Source organism: Rosistilla carotiformis (assembly GCF_007753095.1).
In the GTDB taxonomy this organism is placed as follows: Bacteria; Planctomycetota; Planctomycetia; order Pirellulales; family Pirellulaceae; genus Rosistilla; species Rosistilla carotiformis.
In genome coordinates, this window is sequence record NZ_CP036348.1 from 7,081,287 (window position 1) to 7,096,449 (window position 15,163).

A 15,163-nucleotide genomic window follows, 5' to 3' on the forward strand; every position below is an offset into this window, starting at 1 on the left:
CACGCCCATGAGCGATCAGATCAATCTCGACGGACCTGCAATCGACCAATCGACCGAAGATCCGCAACCCGAGCCGTTTCAAATTCGTGTTGCCAATCGGGTCGATCGGTTGCCGCCGTACATGTTTGGGCGGATCAACGCGATGCTTTATCAAAAGCGTCGCGACGGTAGCGACGTGATCGATATGGGGATGGGCAATCCTTCGGATCCGCCGCAGACCGACGTCGTCGAGAAACTGACCGAAGCGGCTCAGGACGAACGCAACCACGGCTACAGCAAATCGAACGGTTTGCTGAATCTTCGCCGCGAGGTCTGCAATAAGTACCAGCGCAAGTACGACGTGGAGCTGGAAGCCGACCACGAAGTCATCGCTTGCTTGGGAAGCAAGGAGGGATTTTCGCACATGTGCCTGGCTCTAATGGGGCCTGGTGACACCGCAATCATCCCATCTCCCTATTTCCCGATCCACATGTACGCGGTCATCTTGGCGTCGGGAAACGTCGTCACGCTGGACGTCTTCGACCCCGAGAAATTTCTTCGCAACGTCGAATACACCTGCCAGACCTTCACGCCGCGGCCGAAGTTGTTGATCATCAACTACCCGCACAATCCGTCGGCGGCGACGATCGAGCCCGATTTCTTCGTTGAGGTGGTGCGTCTGGCCAAGAAGTATGGGTTCATGGTGATCCACGACTTCGCCTACGCCGACATCGGCTTCGACGGCTACCAACCGCCCAGCTTCCTGTCGGCTCCCGGGGCCAAGGATGTTGGCGTCGAGTTCACGACGATGAGCAAGGGCTACAACATGGCTGGCTGGCGCGTCGGCTTCTGTGCTGGCAACGCCGACATGATCCGCGCCCTGGGAACGATCAAAGGCTACTACGATTACGGCATGTTCCAGGCGGTGCAGATCGCCGCGATCGTGGCGATGCGCGATACCGAAGATGCGGTCGCTGAGCAGGCGCTCGTCTACCAAAGTCGCCGCGACGCGTTGGTCGATGGCCTGCGCCGGATCGGATGGGAGATCGACCCACCCAAGGCGGGGATGTTCGTTTGGGCGAAGGTTCCCGAGCAGTGGCGTCATATGAGCACGATGGATTTCGCCATGATGCTGCTGGAGAAGGGGGACGTTGCTGTCAGCCCGGGCAGCGGTTTTGGTCCCGCTGGGGAAGGGTATCTGCGGATGTCGCTGGTCGAAAACGAACAGCGATTGCGTCAGGCGGTTCGCCAGATCTCGCGATGCTTGGACAAGCAGAGCGCCCTGAGCTCCAGTTCTTCAACTTAGCGTTGAAGGCAAACTTTGATCCGGGGAGAGCACCTCGTTCGACAACTCCTCGGTGAAACACAGCCGATTGCAAATCGGCGACCGAATTGCTCGCAATCCGGCGTTTTCCGGCATCGCTGACGCGGCATGCTTCACGCAAAATTAGCGCAGCGACGGGTGCATTCTGACGGGACAACGGTGTAAAGTTCAGTTCTCTTTGCATCGACGAAAACCCCAAAAACGTCCCCCATAACGTCCCAGAAACCGGAAAGAACGAACGATGAAGTACGCAAGTGGCAGAACAACCATCCAGGCAATGTTGTGCATTGGATTCCTGGCGCTGACGGGATGCGATTCGAGCAAACCGGCCGCAAAATCCGACGCGGATGCTCCAGTGGCTACCGATGGCGATCCTACCGCCGCTGTCTCGCAACTAACCGGCAAGATCGCCGTCGAGGGTTCGAGCACCGTTGCACCGATCACCACTCAGGCGAAAGAACGCTTCAACGAACAGCATCCCGACGTCACGATCTCGGTCATCGGCGAAGGAACCAGCAACGGTTTTAAATCGTTCGTCAAGAAAGAGACCGACATTCAAGACGCATCGCGTCCGATCAAACAGAAGGAACTCGATAGCTGCAAGGAAAGTGGGCTGGAGTTCATCGAAGTCCCCGTCGCTTACGACGGTTTGACGATCGCCGTCCATCCCAAAAACAGCTTCGTCAAATCGCTGACCGTCGACCAACTGCAGAAGATCTTCCGCTCGGGCGATTCGGCCAAGACTTGGAAAGATGTCGATGCATCGTGGCCCGACAAGAAGATCTCGATCTTCTCGCCAGGAACCGGATCGGGCACCTACGATTACTTCAGCGAAGTTGTAATCGGCAAAGAAGGATCGCTGCGCGACGACGGGCAAATCAATCTGAACGAAGATGACAACATCCTGGTTCGTGGCGTCGCAGGGGATGAATTTGCCATTGGATACTTCGGGTACTCGTACTACGAACGCAACAAGAAGGACCTGCAAGCGGTTCCGATCATCAACCCAGCTGGGGATGCCGTTTTGCCGACTGCCGAATCGATCGAATCGGGAGAGTACGCCCCCTTCAGCCGTCCGCTGTTGATCTACCTGAACGTCGAATCTTTGGACAAGGTCGAGGTCGAAACATTCATCGAATCGTACATGACGAACATTCGTGAAATTGTCGCCGCGGCGAACTATGTACCACTTCCCGAAAGCGTCTATACTGCCGCGACGCAAAACATCGAAAACCGCGTTGTCGGAACCCATTACCTGACGGCTGAAGGTGAAAAACGCGAGGGATCGATCCTCAACGTCTTTAAGCCTGAAAATTTGAAAAAGTAATTGTGTCGAGTGGAACACCAATCGAGTTGCCCAGTGCGTTGCGTGAGCGACGCATGCGGCCCAGTGCAACGAGCAAGCGAAACCAAACGTTTGTCGTCTCTTTATTAGTCCTATGCGCGACGCTCTCGATCGCAACCACGGTTGGCATCGTCACGATCTTGTTGACCGAATCGTATGGCTTTTTCTCCCGGATCGATCTCAGCGACTTTCTGCTGGGGACTGAGTGGACAATCGGTCGCTCGAAAAACGAAGCCGATTACAAATACGGAATCTGGCCGCTGATCTTGGGAACGCTGCGGATCACGCTGATCGCGATGGCGATCTCGATTCCGCTGGGGCTGACCACCGCGGTCTATTTGAGCGAATATGCACCGCGATGGATCCGAGCGATCCTCAAACCGGTGCTTGAAATCCTGGCAGGCATGCCGACGGTCGTGTTGGGCTATTTTGCCGTTGTCGTGATCACGCCAACGCTGCTCGAACCGCTCGGCTTCAAACCCTACAACGCGATGGCAGCGGGAATCGCGGTCGGCATCTTATGCCTGCCATTGGTCAGTTCGCTGGCCGAAGACGCATTGCAAGCCGTCCCCCGCAGCCTGCGTGAAGCGGTCTACGGGCTCGGCGGAACGCGATTCGACAGCGTGGTCAAGGTGGTGATACCGGCAGCGATGTCGGGAATTGTGTCGGCCTTCTTATTGGCATTCGCCCGCGCAATCGGCGAAACGATGATCGTCGCGTTGGCCGCCGGTTCGATCCCGACATTTACGATGGATCCACGAGGCCCCTCGCAAACGATGACTGGATTTATCGTTGAGGTCTTCCAAAGCGAAGACGTGATCCCCGGCACGATCGCGTATTATTCGATCTATGCCGTCGCCCTGACGCTCTTCTTACTGACCTTCATTACAACCTTGATCGGACAATTCGTGCGCCGCCGATATCGTGAGGCTTACGAATGAACCAGCCTGAATTCCAAGTCCCCGCCAGCGATCCGCGACGCGCAAAAAACCGCCAAGCGATCAGCAAGATCTTCCGCGTCGCCTGCATGTTGGTCGCCGTTCAAGCCGTCGTGATCTTGATCGTTCTGCTGACGACCGTTTTTGTCCGCGGTGTCGACCAACTCTCTTGGGACTTCCTGACCGGCGTCCATCGCGACGACAACCCCGACGGCTCGGGGCTTTGGCCAGCGATCATTGGATCGATCGTAATCTGTCTGATCTGCGGTGCTGCGGCGCTCCCCATCGGCATCGGCACGGCAATTTTCTTGGAAGAGTTCAAGCCCCGAAACAAGACGCTCCGCATCCTGCACAACTTGGTTCAATTGAACATTACGAACCTCGCTGGCGTCCCTTCGATCGTCTACGGGATCTTGGGGCTCACCGCATTCGTCTACATGTTTGGACTATTTGGCACCTACGAAGCCAACAAGGCGGCCGAACTGGAATTTGGCGCCCAGCGTTACTATCAAGTGCGAACGTTGGCCAAAACCTTCGTCTGGATTCCCGCGACCGACAAGACGGTTCGCGTGTTGCGAATCGAAGAACCGATCACAGCGCGTTATCCCGATGGCGGTGACTTCAAACTCAACCTGATCGATCGCGGGGCGACTAAACCGAGCGATCCCACGGTGCTGGGGCAGACGGTCTATCGCGGATCGAAAGCCAGCATCTTTGCCAAGCACCCTTGGCATTACCTGCGTTTGCCGTTCCATAAGAGCGTGCTTTCGGCGGGCCTCACCCTGGCACTGGTTGTGCTTCCGATCGTCATCATCTCGTCGCAAGAATCGATCCGCGCGGTTCCCGACACGATGCGCGATGCCGGACTGGGACTGGGATGCACCCGCTGGCAGATGGTCCGCACGATCGTGTTGCCCGCATCGATTCCGGGAATTATGACCGGGGCGATATTGGCGATGAGCCGCGCCGTTGGAGAGGCGGCGCCGTTGCTGGCGGTGATGGGGGGCGTTGTCGGAAAGCGACATGCACCCGAAAATTTGATGGACAATGCCGCTGCGATGCCGATCACAATTTACAACTGGGCCCGCGACGACAACCCCGGTTTTTGGGAACTTTCGGCAACGGCGATCATCGTCCTGCTGTGCCTGTTGTTGACGATGAATTCGATCGCCATCTTACTTCGCTACTGGGCGGAAAAGAAGTTTGCGTCCCGCTGATCCCGATCGGTGGCGTCGCGTGCATCGACGAACCTAGCCTAAAATTACACTGCATTTTCAATGTCTGACGCCGCAATCAAGCCCCAACACGACGCCACCCCCGCCATGATCAAAGGCTCCAGCGAACCGAAGGGCGAAAGTACGGAAACCGCCATCACCGCCAAGAACTTCAGTGCGTGGTATGGCGATTTCCAAGCGTTGCACGACATCACGCTGGAGATCCCTAAAAACCGCGTGACGGCGTTTATCGGCCCGAGCGGTTGCGGCAAAAGCACCTTCCTGCGGTGGATCAATCGCATGAACGACACCGTTGCAATCGCCCACGCCAGCGGCACCCTGCACATGGGCGACACCGACCTGTTAGCGGCCCGCACCGATGTCGTCGACCTGCGCCGGAAGATTGGAATCGTCTTCCAAAAACCCAATCCGTTCCCCAAGACGATTTTTGAAAACGTCGCCTTCGGCCCTCGCTTGCACATGCGGATCTCCCGTCGCGAACTGGAAGAACTCGTCGAATGGGCACTTCGCAAAGCCGCTGTTTGGAACGAGGTGAAGGACCGGCTGAATGGACCTGCTTTCGGTTTGTCGGGGGGCCAACAGCAACGACTGTGCATCGCCCGCGCGATCGCAACTGGACCCGAAGTGCTGCTGATGGATGAACCCTGTTCGGCATTGGACCCGGCCAGCACGTTGGCGATCGAAGACCTGATCTACGAATTGCGGGAACAATATTCGATCGTGATCGTGACCCACAACATGCAACAGGCGTCGCGTTGCAGCGACAAAACGGCCTTCTTCTTCGAGGGCAAACTGATCGAACTCGGATCGACCCTGCAGGTCTTCACCAAGCCAACACACAAACAAACCGAAGACTATGTCAGCGGTAAATTCGGTTAAGCTCGACGCCACATCGCCCCTGGCGCACGCGAGCCCTCCCCCCACCGATCCTCTTGTCAACGAAGGTTAATAACGTGTCGGACGAACTGAAGAACAAACTCCGCCGCACCCGGCACCTGCAGCGCAGCCTCGATCGCCTGCAATCCGATCTGCTGTCGCTGTTCGGCATCGTCGAACAAATGATCAACAAATCGGTCCGTTCGCTATACCAGCGTGACATCGGGCTTGCCGACGAAGTTATCACATCGGATGAAATCGTCGACCAACGCGAGGTGGCGATCGAAGACGATTGCCTGAAATTGTTGGCCCTTCATCAACCGGTCGCCAGCGACTTGCGCTGGACCACGACGGTCCTGAAAGTGAACAGCGACCTGGAACGGATTGCCGACCTCGCCTGCAACATTGCCGAACGGGCCAAGGCGCTGACCCATTTCCCGATGTTCCCGATCCCCGACGACTTCGAAATGATGGTCAGCGAAGCGACGACCATGGTCAGCCGAGCGCTCGATTCGTTCGTCGAAAGCAACACCGCACTTGCCCTCAGCGTGATGCGGACCGACGAACGTGTCGACGAATTGAACCGCAAACTGATCTTCGAACTGCGCGAGATCATGAAACGCGATCCCGAATCGGTCGAACCGGCGCTGCACTGCTTCAGCGCCGCCCGCCACTTGGAACGGATCGCGGATCTCGCCGAAAACATCGCCGAAGATGTGGTTTTCTTGGTCGACGGCGAAATCATTCGCCACAAGCCCGAAGAACACGGCCGCACCACACCGCGAGCCAACGGAAAGTAGCCCCGACGCGGCCGACGAGCCACTCCCTCGAGCGGCTCCGCCGACTTCCATTCACCGCTACGCCTGCTTCACACCGATGTTGATGTAGGCGTGAACGTGAGGGGCACCGCGGAAATGGCAAACGAGGTTCGGGCCTTCGATCCGCCACAGGTCCCAAACTTTATCGTTCAACAAGTCCTCATCTTGATAGAACGCCATTCGCAATTGATCGACGCCACCGTTGGCATTTAAGATCGACATCGCTTCCTCGACATCGGTCTCGCGGTAGGGTGCGATGATCGTCCGCAGCGTCTGTTCGACCAGCTGCTTCTGCTCGCCAGAGAGATCGGCGACCGCAACCCCTTCGAACGTCCCTTCGCTCCCCTGCAGCTCAACCTCCCACTCCCCGGGAAAGCCTTCCACAAGTGCCGACTTCGATTGCTCGGCGTCCAACGACTTGAAGACCTCGTTGGCAACCGCTGTCTGGTATCCGAACAGGCTCCGTTTCGGGTTTCCGACACCATGGCCGTAAACCAACGGACCGCCAAAGGCAGCGCCGGGAACGCTGTTCCCATCGGCACGCAGCGTCAGGTGGCGCCCCGTCAGTTCCCACTGGAACTGGTCGGTCGATGGATCGCCAAAGATCGCGATCGCATAATTGTGAACCCCTTGGTGGTCGGAGGTCATCTGACGCTGGAACCTTTCGTAGCCATCCTCGGTGGTCACGCCGCGGATCACGCGGTCGATCAGGTCGCGTTGCTTGTCGCTGTAGAAGGTGTCGCCGATCTTGTGTTTGGTGACGTGCCAGTTGGCGCTGATCTCGGTTCGCTTGGAGTGATTGAAATCGAAGCAGATCTCGCCTCGCTGAGCATCCGACAACGAAGCGTACAATTCACCAACGGCACTCTCGGCGGGCTGCCGCGCCGCCGGGGCGCCGTGAGCAAACCGAGCGATCGAACCGGCCAAAGGAGCTGCCACGGTGGCAGCGCTGGCGATCCGAACGAATGAGCGACGATCGAGGGCGTTGGGTTGCCTGGTCATACGACGGTGAACTCCTAACTGGATGGATGGAGGCGGGAAAGCGAGAGAATCTATTTTACGGCTGCTCCTCACGCCTTGCATCTTTTTTCGGTCCATCGAGAGCGCAACCGACACAAATTCATCGGTGCCGGCCCCCATCCTTCCTCGGTTCCCGCAAACAAGGCCGTCGACGTTGAATAAATCGCACGCCCCAACGGTTTGTTGCTTGCAATTGAGGATCAATCGAACAAGCTAAACGGGTGGGGAGGCGCTGAGCCTCCAAACCCTACGCGTGACTCAAAGCGCGTTTGTTTTTGGAGAGAGCGCGTTTTAGGCCAAGACCGATGAGAACCGTTGATCAAATCCTGAGCGATGCGGCCGATGGAAATCGGCCAGCGACCGCAGAGAGCGAACTGCCGTTACCCCGATTCTCGCGAACCCGACATATCGAAAGCGTGCGTGCGCTGTCGCAGATCAACGGTTGGCGAACGACAGGCTTCCTTGTCTTCCATTGGGCGCTGATCATCGCGGCGATGCTCGCCGCCGGCTATAGCGGCCATTGGGCGGTTTATCTGGTCGCCGCGTTTGTTGTCGCCAGCCGGATGCAGGCCTTCGGCGTCATGCTTCACGACGGAGCCCATTACCTGCTGTACAAAAACCGCAGCGTCAACGATGTCGTCAGCGATCTGTTCATCGCCTTTCCGATCGGGATGAGCACCACGTTGTATCGCCGCACCCACTTCCGCCACCACCGATTTGCCAACACCGAAGAGGACCAAGACCTCGCCGCACAGCGTGAAGAACACGAATGGTTTGAATGGCCCAAAACCCGCTGGGGCTGCTTCGTCACGATGCTTCGCAGCTTGCTGGGAATCAATGCCCACCGCAGCTGGATCCTCTTCAAGCACTGGGCCCCGTGGTACCATTTAATGAAGCCCGTTGATGCCGCGTTCCCGATGCGCGCTCGCGTGCTGTACGTGCTGTCAATGATCTTCGTCTATTCCTTCTTCGCCATCGCGATCAAGATTTCGCCACAGATCACCTTCTCCCTGATGGCACTTTACGTTCTCTCGGGCATCACGCTACTGAACCTGATCAATCGCGTACGCGCCACCGCGGAACATCTGGGAACAGAGCAAACGCACGAACTGAACGCTACGCGAACGGTGATTCCAAATCTGTGCGAACGGATCATGATCGCCCCCCATGGCGTCAACTACCACCTGGAACACCATCTGTTCCCATCGGTTCCCGGTTGCAACCTCGCCAAATTGCACAACGAATTGATGCAGGACGAAGAATTCCGCGAGCACGCCCACGTGACGAAGTCCTACGCGGGCGTGATCCGCGAACTGATGACACCGCGACAGAACGATGAATCACCCAGCCCGACTGGCTAGCTTCTCGAAGCTCAAGATCAGGTATCGGATCATCTTTTTGCGTGACGCTTTCTGCAGCCAACCGGTCGCCTGCAGGAACAGCTCGGCGTGCTTCTGGTCGTGCCAGCGCCGCGCCCCTTCACACAAGAAGTCGTACGTCGGCAGCGTCTGCTCCGTCACATCGTCGCAGACCAGCAACCGCATCCCATGCTCGGCGGCTAACTGCTCATAGCCTTCCAGGCTACACGACATGTCCACGTCGCCGTAGGTCCACTGAATCGCTTCGCTCATCGGGCCCGCTCCGCCATCCATAAAGGCAGCCATTCGTGGCTGGGGGACAAAATCGGAGAGGCTCAGCACGCCACCGGGACGCAAAACCCGCGACGCTTCGGCGAAGAATCGCGGCCGGTCAAAGTGAAAGATACATTCCACCGCTAGGACGGCATCAAATCCCGCGTCGTCCAACGGCAACGATGCCGCGTCGGCACAGATCCACTGGATTTGGTTGCCCGCCGCCGGGACCACCAGCTCCTCGGCCCGTTGCAATTGACGCGAATCGATATTGATTCCGGTCATCGCCAGCGATTGATAACGCTCGTTCAGGCTTGCGATCGTGCCGCCGAAACCACAGCCGACGTCCGCGATTCGGGCGGGCGGTTGGATCTTGGCCGCGTCGCAGATCCGCTGGCACATCCGTTCGGCGGCTTGCAAATAGTCGGCGGCCGTTCCGTCGGCGGCATTCGATTCCCACAGCCCCCAATGAACATGCCTGCCAAACGCAGTCACCGCTTCGTGATCGCCCGATGCGATCCGATCGAACAGAACATCGAAGTAGGGCGGATTGGGAGATTCGGATGCGTTCACGATAGGAGAATTCAAGGGCAAGGGATGGCGTACCGACCGGACCTAGTGTATCGATAATACTTGAAGACGACACCCTCGCCCCCTACGAGAAACGACTGCCATGCCGACATCGATTCCATTGGACACCCAACAAGCCGTCGACCGCGTGATCCGATTGATGGCAATCCCTGGCATCAGCGGCCACGAGACCGCGGTCTCTGAAGCGATCATCGCCGAACTGACCGACGCCGGCGCCGCGATCGCTCAGTTCAGCTACGACGATGCCAACACGCGAACTCGATTGGCCGGTGCCGTCGGCAACCTGATCTTTCATCTGCCTGGCAAGCCGGAACTGCCGACACGCCTACTGACCGCACACATGGACACCGTGCCGATCTGCGAAGGAGCTCAACCGGCACGGCAAGGCAACCAAGTCGTCTCGACCGACCCGACGACCGGACTGGGGGCCGACGATCGCGCCGGCTGCGCGGCGATCCTGACCGCCGCACTCGAAGCGATTCAATTGCAAGGCGAACATCCGCCCCTGGTCTTCGCGTGGTTGATTCAAGAAGAAGTTGGCCTGCAGGGCGCACGGCATCTCGACATTGGCAAGATCGGCCACGTCGACCTCGCTTTCAACTTTGATGGCGGCACCGTCGACAAACTAACCATCGGCGCGACCGGCGGCGAGCGGATGGAGATCAAGATCCTCGGCCGGCCCAGTCACGCGGGCGTCGCTCCCGAACAAGGGATCAGCGCGATCGCCATCGCAAGCCTCGCGATCGCTCGCCTGCACAACGACGGCTGGCACGGCCGCGTCGAGAAACCCGAGGGACGCGGCACCAGCAACGTCGGCGTGATGCAAGGCGGCCAGGCGACAAACGTCGTCACTCCGGAAGTCAATGTGCGCGTCGAAGCCCGCAGCCACGATTCGGCGATGCGAACGCGGATCGTCGACGAAATTCGATCGGCCTTTGAATGGGCGGCCACGCAGGTCACCGCCGCCGATGGCACTGTCGGCCAGATCGAATTCCATTCCCACCTGGAATACGACTCGTTCCGCATCGACGACAAGTCCCCAAGCGTCCGGATGGCTGCGGCAGCCGTCGAACAACTGGGCCGCAAACCCTACACCGAACTGGCCGGTGGCGGACTCGATGCCAACTGGCTCTACAAACACGGCATCCCGGCGGTCACGCTGGGCTGTGGCCAAAAGAACATCCACACCGCAAACGAAACGTTGGAAATCGACGACTATTTGGACGCCTGCCGCGTCGCGATCGCTTTGGCCTGCGGCACGACGAGTGGCGTGTAGCGATGGAACTCGACGACGAATTGTGCCTCTGCTTTCACGTCACGAAACGGAAAGTCGTCAACCACATCCGGATCCACAAACCGGTCAAAGCGAGCCAGTTGAGCGAGTGTTTTGGCGCGGGGACCGGTTGCGGCTGGTGCCGTCCGTTCCTGCAGCGGTTACTGGAACAATCGACCCAACAGATCGAGCACCCCGACGACGGCCTCCCCGACACCACGTCTTACGCATCGGGGCGTCAACAGCATCGCAAGAACAAAGGACTCACTTGATGATCGGTCAAAACCTGATTCGCATTGGGATGTTGTTGGTCTTGGCGTCAGCCGTCTTTGCGGCTCCGTCGCAAGCCGACGACGATGTCGCCGCGAGCATTCAGCGACTGGCCACGCCATACATCGAATCCAAACAAGCCGTTGGGCTTTCGATTGGCGTCTTGAAAGGCGACCAGGCGACGACGCAGCACTTTGGGCAAAATCGAACCGGCGGCCCTGCGCCCGATGACAACACGATCTACGAGATCGCATCGATCTCCAAAGTCTTCACCGGCTTGCTGTTAGCCGATGCCGTCGCTCGCAAGCAGTTGCAACTCGACCAAGCCGCACAAGAACTGTTGCCCAAGGGGGTTGCGATGCCCGCGGGCGAAACACGGCCGATTCAATTGGACGATCTCGCCACGCACCGCTCGGGGCTGCCACGATTACCTAACAACATGCCCAGCCTGCAGACCGACAACCCCTACGCCGACTACACGACAGCGTTGGCTTACGAATTTTTGAGCTCCCACGATCTGCGACGCGAACCCGACGCGGCGCACGAATACTCCAACCTCGGCTTTGCCCTGCTGGGAAGTGTTGTCGCCGATCGAGCCCAGCTCTCCTACGACCAACTGTTGCAGCAACGGATCGCCGAGCCGTTACAGATGACGGACACGCGAGTGGAAATGACGGCTTCGATGCGCAAGCGTCTGGCAACACCCCACACCGCCGACGGCACCGTGACCGCCAACTGGGACTTTGCCGACATGCCCGGAGCAGGCGGAATCCGCAGCAGTCTTGCCGACATGATGCGATTTGCAGCGGCAAACCTGAATCCTGAATCGAGCAAGCTCGGGCCGGCGATCGAAATCGCATGGCGCGTCCACCGCAAGGGCGTAGGCCAAGAACCGGCGATGGGACTCGGCTGGCACATCGCTGGGGACGGTTCAACACGTTGGCACAACGGCCAGACCGGTGGCTACCACAGCATGCTGATGATCCACCGGCAAGCCGGCATCGCGGTCGTCGTCTTATCGAACACCGCCAGCAAAAAGATCGACACGTTGGCCGTAGAATTGCTGCAAGCAATGGCTCAACATTAAGCGAAAGACGACGCAAATCATGACACCCCGGTAGCGGGTGTCATGTTAGAAACGTGTTAGAAGTTGTCTCGAACCTGCAATCGACTGCCGATGGGGTCAACCACCGGCTTCGAAATAGCGGCATCCGTTTAGCGGGGAGCCAGCATGCAGATAATACGGCGACCGTTACGCTGGGGAGCGGATTCGACCTTGCCGACTTCAGCCAACTGCTCCAGAACCAGCTCCATCACCTTTTCGCCCTCATCGATGTGAGCGTTTTCACGACCACGGAAGAGGACCGAGACTTGGACCTTATCTTTATGCCCCAAGAATTTTTCGGCCTGACGAATCTTGGTGTCGATGTCGTTTTGGCCGGTTTTTGGCCGCAGACGAATCTCTTTGGTCTTCGTCTGGTGCGAAGTGTGTGAGTTTTTCTTTTTGTTCTTGTCGTATTTGTATTTGCCGTAATCCATGATTCGGCAAACCGGCGGCCGTTCGTTGGGAGCGACCTCAACCAAATCGAGACCGGCGTCTCGCGCTCGCGTTAGCGCATCTTCAGTAGAAATGACGCCCAACTGGTCCCCTTCAGGACCGACAACGCGAATTGGAGAAATACGAATTTGGGTATTGATCCGGGTCGAATCACGCTCGACCTGCGGTTGCATACCTCTTCTTGCTAGTGCCATTCACAAACCTCGGCCAAACCTTATTCAGCCCATGGGGAAACAAACATCCTCGCTGTCATCGCGACAGCCGACATAAAACCCTTAGCATTCCAATTGTACCAACAGTCGCTGCAAGGGCATTTCAAAAGTATCTGCCCTCGGGAAGGGCTCAGTCAACAGCATTTTTAACGATTTCATCAGATTTAACGGCATAACACCCCGCCAGATCCCCTTCCCAGCCCTTGACGGCGAACGATCCTGAAGCAAGACTACCGGTCCGGCCGATAGTTGTTTTGACCGATCACTGCCTCCGGGCACCGTCGAAACCCCTAACGGATCCCCTTGAGGGCGATTAGCTCAGTTGGTTAGAGCGCTACGTTGACATCGTAGAGGTCGTTGGTTCGAATCCAATATCGCCCACTTTCTTCGCAGCAGTCGTCGAACTGCGGCCCAAAACACTCAAAAGAAAAAGCCCTGGCTTGTTGCAAGTTAGGGCTTTTTTCGTTTCAGCATCTGCGGCAGATTGGACTCGGTGCGTTTCGAGACTTTTCTGTTTCAGGAAGGAAACGCTGCCAGCAGGAGACTTTGCTTACGCCGCGATCAAACTGTCCAGCAACTTGCTTCGCTCGGCGGGCCAGAAGGACCGCACGATTCGATTTTCTGGTTGATGATTTCTCTGCAGCGGGGGATAATTCTATTGGAATTGACCCGTATGCCGAACAGTCACCTAGTGTGTGCGTTTCCGTAAGGAATAGGCGACGTTTTTTTTTGTGCGCGCTCAGGTATCGTCTGTTGCTGTCGGCCAAACCCGCACCTCTAATTCGTTGTGCTCGATCAGGCGTCGAAACGGGTTTCGGTTCTCCGCCGAACTGCTGTAGCACCTGGCAACGGCGCCGCAAACCTGGGCGAGAGGCAGGGACCGTCTATCTTTTTGGGGTGAGCGCCACCCCGTCCAGCGAGCGAGTTTTGTACCACTTGAAAAGAAGCTCTGTCGCCGAATTGCTTTGATCGAGATGCGTCCCCGCTGGGGACGGCGGTCGATTGCGCGATCGAGTCCGGTGGTATTCGCTACGCTCAAACCACCGGCTACCTTCTGCATCCGCTTCGCGGTCCGTGGAATCTGGTAGCGAATTGATTCAGGTGGTATTCGCCACGCTCCCAGCCGTTGGCTCGCTTCTGCGAACCGTGCGGGATCGTTGGATTCAACACGCCTGTTGGTTCGGTGGAGGCGTTATCGATCGTGCACGCGACTTCCGTTAAACTTGGGCGGGCGTTTTGCGCCCCGATTACCTCAGCTCACGACCCCCTCAGGATCTCTCCCCATGCGATACGTGTTTGTCGTTCTGTTCGCCTCCCTGATCAGCTTGCACTCGGCGACTGCTGAAGTCCAAACCAAGACCGTCCAGTACACCGATGGCGATGTTACGCTGGAAGGTTTTGTCGCTTGGGATCCCGAAAAAGCGGAGGCAAATGCTCCCGGCGTGCTGGTCGTGCATCAGTGGATGGGGCTGACCGATTACGAAAAGGGACGCTGCAAACAATTGGCCGAACTGGGCTACGTCGCGTTCGCGGCAGATATCTACGGCAAAGGGATCCGTCCCGACAACCGGCAGGACGCCGCAAAGCAGGCGGGGATCTACAAAAATGACCGCGATCTGTATCGCCGCCGCTTGAACCTGGGGCTCGATCAACTGCTGAAAATCGAGAGCGTTTCGGCCGACAAAGTCGCCGCGATCGGGTACTGCTTCGGCGGCACCGGCGCTTTGGAACTGGCTCGCAGCGGCGCAAAGATCGGTGGCGTCGTCAGCTTCCACGGCGGGTTGGATTCCCCGACGCCAGCGGACGGAAAAAACATCGGAGCCAAATTGCTGATCTGCCACGGAGCGGACGATCCGTTTGTTCCGGCTGCCGATATCGAAGCCTTTAAAGCGGAATTAAACGCCGCCGACGTCGATTGGCAGATGGTTTATTACTCCGGCGCCGTCCATTCGTTCACTCAGCCCATGGCGGGCAACGACAATTCGGCCGGTGCGGCTTACAATCCGCGCGCCGACAAACGATCATGGAATGCAATGCGAGTCTTCTTCACGGAACTATTCGCCGGCAAATAGCAGCCACTGTTCCTCCCACCT

General features: G+C 57.9%; 14 protein-coding genes and 1 tRNA gene. 12 read left to right on the top strand and 3 right to left on the bottom strand.

The genetic code is table 11. The features are described from left to right. Window positions 1–7 precede the first annotated feature (7 nt). The 6 genes from Poly24_RS25475 to phoU all read left to right on the top strand — a co-directional run bounded on the left by Poly24_RS25475 (window position 8) and on the right by phoU (window position 6,497). A complete protein-coding gene (locus Poly24_RS25475; protein WP_145102221.1) occupies window positions 8–1,285 on the top strand; it encodes an aminotransferase class I/II-fold pyridoxal phosphate-dependent enzyme in 1,278 nt (425 codons plus the stop codon). Window positions 1,286–1,544: 259 nt separating this feature from the next. After that, a complete protein-coding gene (locus Poly24_RS25480) occupies window positions 1,545–2,630 on the top strand; it encodes a PstS family phosphate ABC transporter substrate-binding protein (protein ID WP_145102223.1) in 1,086 nt (361 codons plus the stop codon). A gap of 53 nt (window positions 2,631–2,683) precedes the next feature. Then, window positions 2,684–3,589, top strand: a complete 906-nt coding sequence (pstC, locus tag Poly24_RS25485; RefSeq protein ID WP_145102225.1) for a phosphate ABC transporter permease subunit PstC — start codon at window positions 2,684–2,686, stop codon at window positions 3,587–3,589. Then, window positions 3,586–4,803 carry a PstA family ABC transporter permease gene (locus Poly24_RS25490; protein WP_145102227.1) on the top strand — a complete coding sequence of 406 codons (1,218 nt, stop codon included), beginning with the start codon at window positions 3,586–3,588 and terminating at the stop codon, window positions 4,801–4,803. Before pstC ends, Poly24_RS25490 begins: the two co-directional genes overlap by 4 nt. Window positions 4,804–4,908: 105 nt before the next feature. After that, window positions 4,909–5,700 carry a phosphate ABC transporter ATP-binding protein PstB gene (gene pstB, locus Poly24_RS25495; RefSeq protein ID WP_145103529.1) on the top strand — a complete coding sequence of 264 codons (792 nt, stop codon included), beginning with the start codon at window positions 4,909–4,911 and terminating at the stop codon, window positions 5,698–5,700. Window positions 5,701–5,774: 74 nt separating this feature from the next. After that, window positions 5,775–6,497 carry a phosphate signaling complex protein PhoU gene (phoU, locus tag Poly24_RS25500; protein ID WP_231753352.1) on the top strand — a complete coding sequence of 241 codons (723 nt, stop codon included), beginning with the start codon at window positions 5,775–5,777 and terminating at the stop codon, window positions 6,495–6,497. Between the two features lie 57 nt (window positions 6,498–6,554). On the opposite strand, the gene Poly24_RS25505 is transcribed toward phoU, so the two are convergent. Beyond that, window positions 6,555–7,517: a DUF3500 domain-containing protein gene (locus tag Poly24_RS25505; RefSeq protein ID WP_145102229.1), complete on the bottom strand. Its 963-nt coding sequence runs from the start codon at window positions 7,515–7,517 to the stop codon at window positions 6,555–6,557. A 323-nt stretch (window positions 7,518–7,840) separates the two neighbouring features. On the opposite strand from Poly24_RS25505, the gene Poly24_RS25510 reads away from it, so the two are divergent. Continuing rightward, window positions 7,841–8,896 (top strand): fatty acid desaturase family protein, encoded by a 1,056-nt coding sequence (locus Poly24_RS25510; RefSeq protein ID WP_145102232.1) that lies wholly within the window; start codon window positions 7,841–7,843, stop codon window positions 8,894–8,896. Here Poly24_RS25510 and Poly24_RS25515 read toward each other — a convergent pair. After that, window positions 8,876–9,739, bottom strand: a complete 864-nt coding sequence (locus Poly24_RS25515; RefSeq protein ID WP_145102235.1) for a class I SAM-dependent methyltransferase — start codon at window positions 9,737–9,739, stop codon at window positions 8,876–8,878. The two genes, Poly24_RS25510 and Poly24_RS25515, sit on opposite strands and share 21 nt — an antisense overlap. 100 nt (window positions 9,740–9,839) lie before the next feature. Between Poly24_RS25515 and Poly24_RS25520 the strand changes: the two genes are divergently transcribed. Genes Poly24_RS25520 through Poly24_RS25530 form a run of 3 tightly spaced genes read left to right on the top strand, consistent with a single transcriptional unit; the run spans window position 9,840 to window position 12,387 of the window. Then, complete coding sequence (locus tag Poly24_RS25520; protein ID WP_145102238.1) at window positions 9,840–11,033, top strand: M20/M25/M40 family metallo-hydrolase; 1,194 nt, start codon at window positions 9,840–9,842, stop codon at window positions 11,031–11,033. A 2-nt stretch (window positions 11,034–11,035) separates the two neighbouring features. Next, complete coding sequence (locus Poly24_RS25525; protein ID WP_145102241.1) at window positions 11,036–11,302, top strand: (2Fe-2S)-binding protein; 267 nt, start codon at window positions 11,036–11,038, stop codon at window positions 11,300–11,302. After that, the gene (locus Poly24_RS25530) at window positions 11,302–12,387 is read left to right on the top strand and encodes a serine hydrolase domain-containing protein (RefSeq protein ID WP_145102245.1); all 1,086 of its coding nucleotides are present in this window, start codon (window positions 11,302–11,304) and stop codon (window positions 12,385–12,387) included. The genes Poly24_RS25525 and Poly24_RS25530 overlap by 1 nt, the downstream gene beginning before the upstream one ends. Before the next feature lie 128 nt (window positions 12,388–12,515). Here the strand turns inward: Poly24_RS25530 and infC are convergent, their stop codons facing one another. Next, window positions 12,516–13,031, bottom strand: coding sequence for a translation initiation factor IF-3 (infC, locus tag Poly24_RS25535; RefSeq protein ID WP_231753353.1), 516 nt, complete (start codon window positions 13,029–13,031; stop codon window positions 12,516–12,518). A 346-nt stretch (window positions 13,032–13,377) separates the two neighbouring features. Here infC and Poly24_RS25540 point away from each other — a divergent pair. Beyond that, window positions 13,378–13,451, top strand: a tRNA-Val gene (locus Poly24_RS25540). Window positions 13,452–14,353: 902 nt separating this feature from the next. Further along, the gene (locus Poly24_RS25545) at window positions 14,354–15,142 is read left to right on the top strand and encodes a dienelactone hydrolase family protein (RefSeq protein ID WP_197452168.1); all 789 of its coding nucleotides are present in this window, start codon (window positions 14,354–14,356) and stop codon (window positions 15,140–15,142) included. Window positions 15,143–15,163 lie beyond the last annotated feature (21 nt).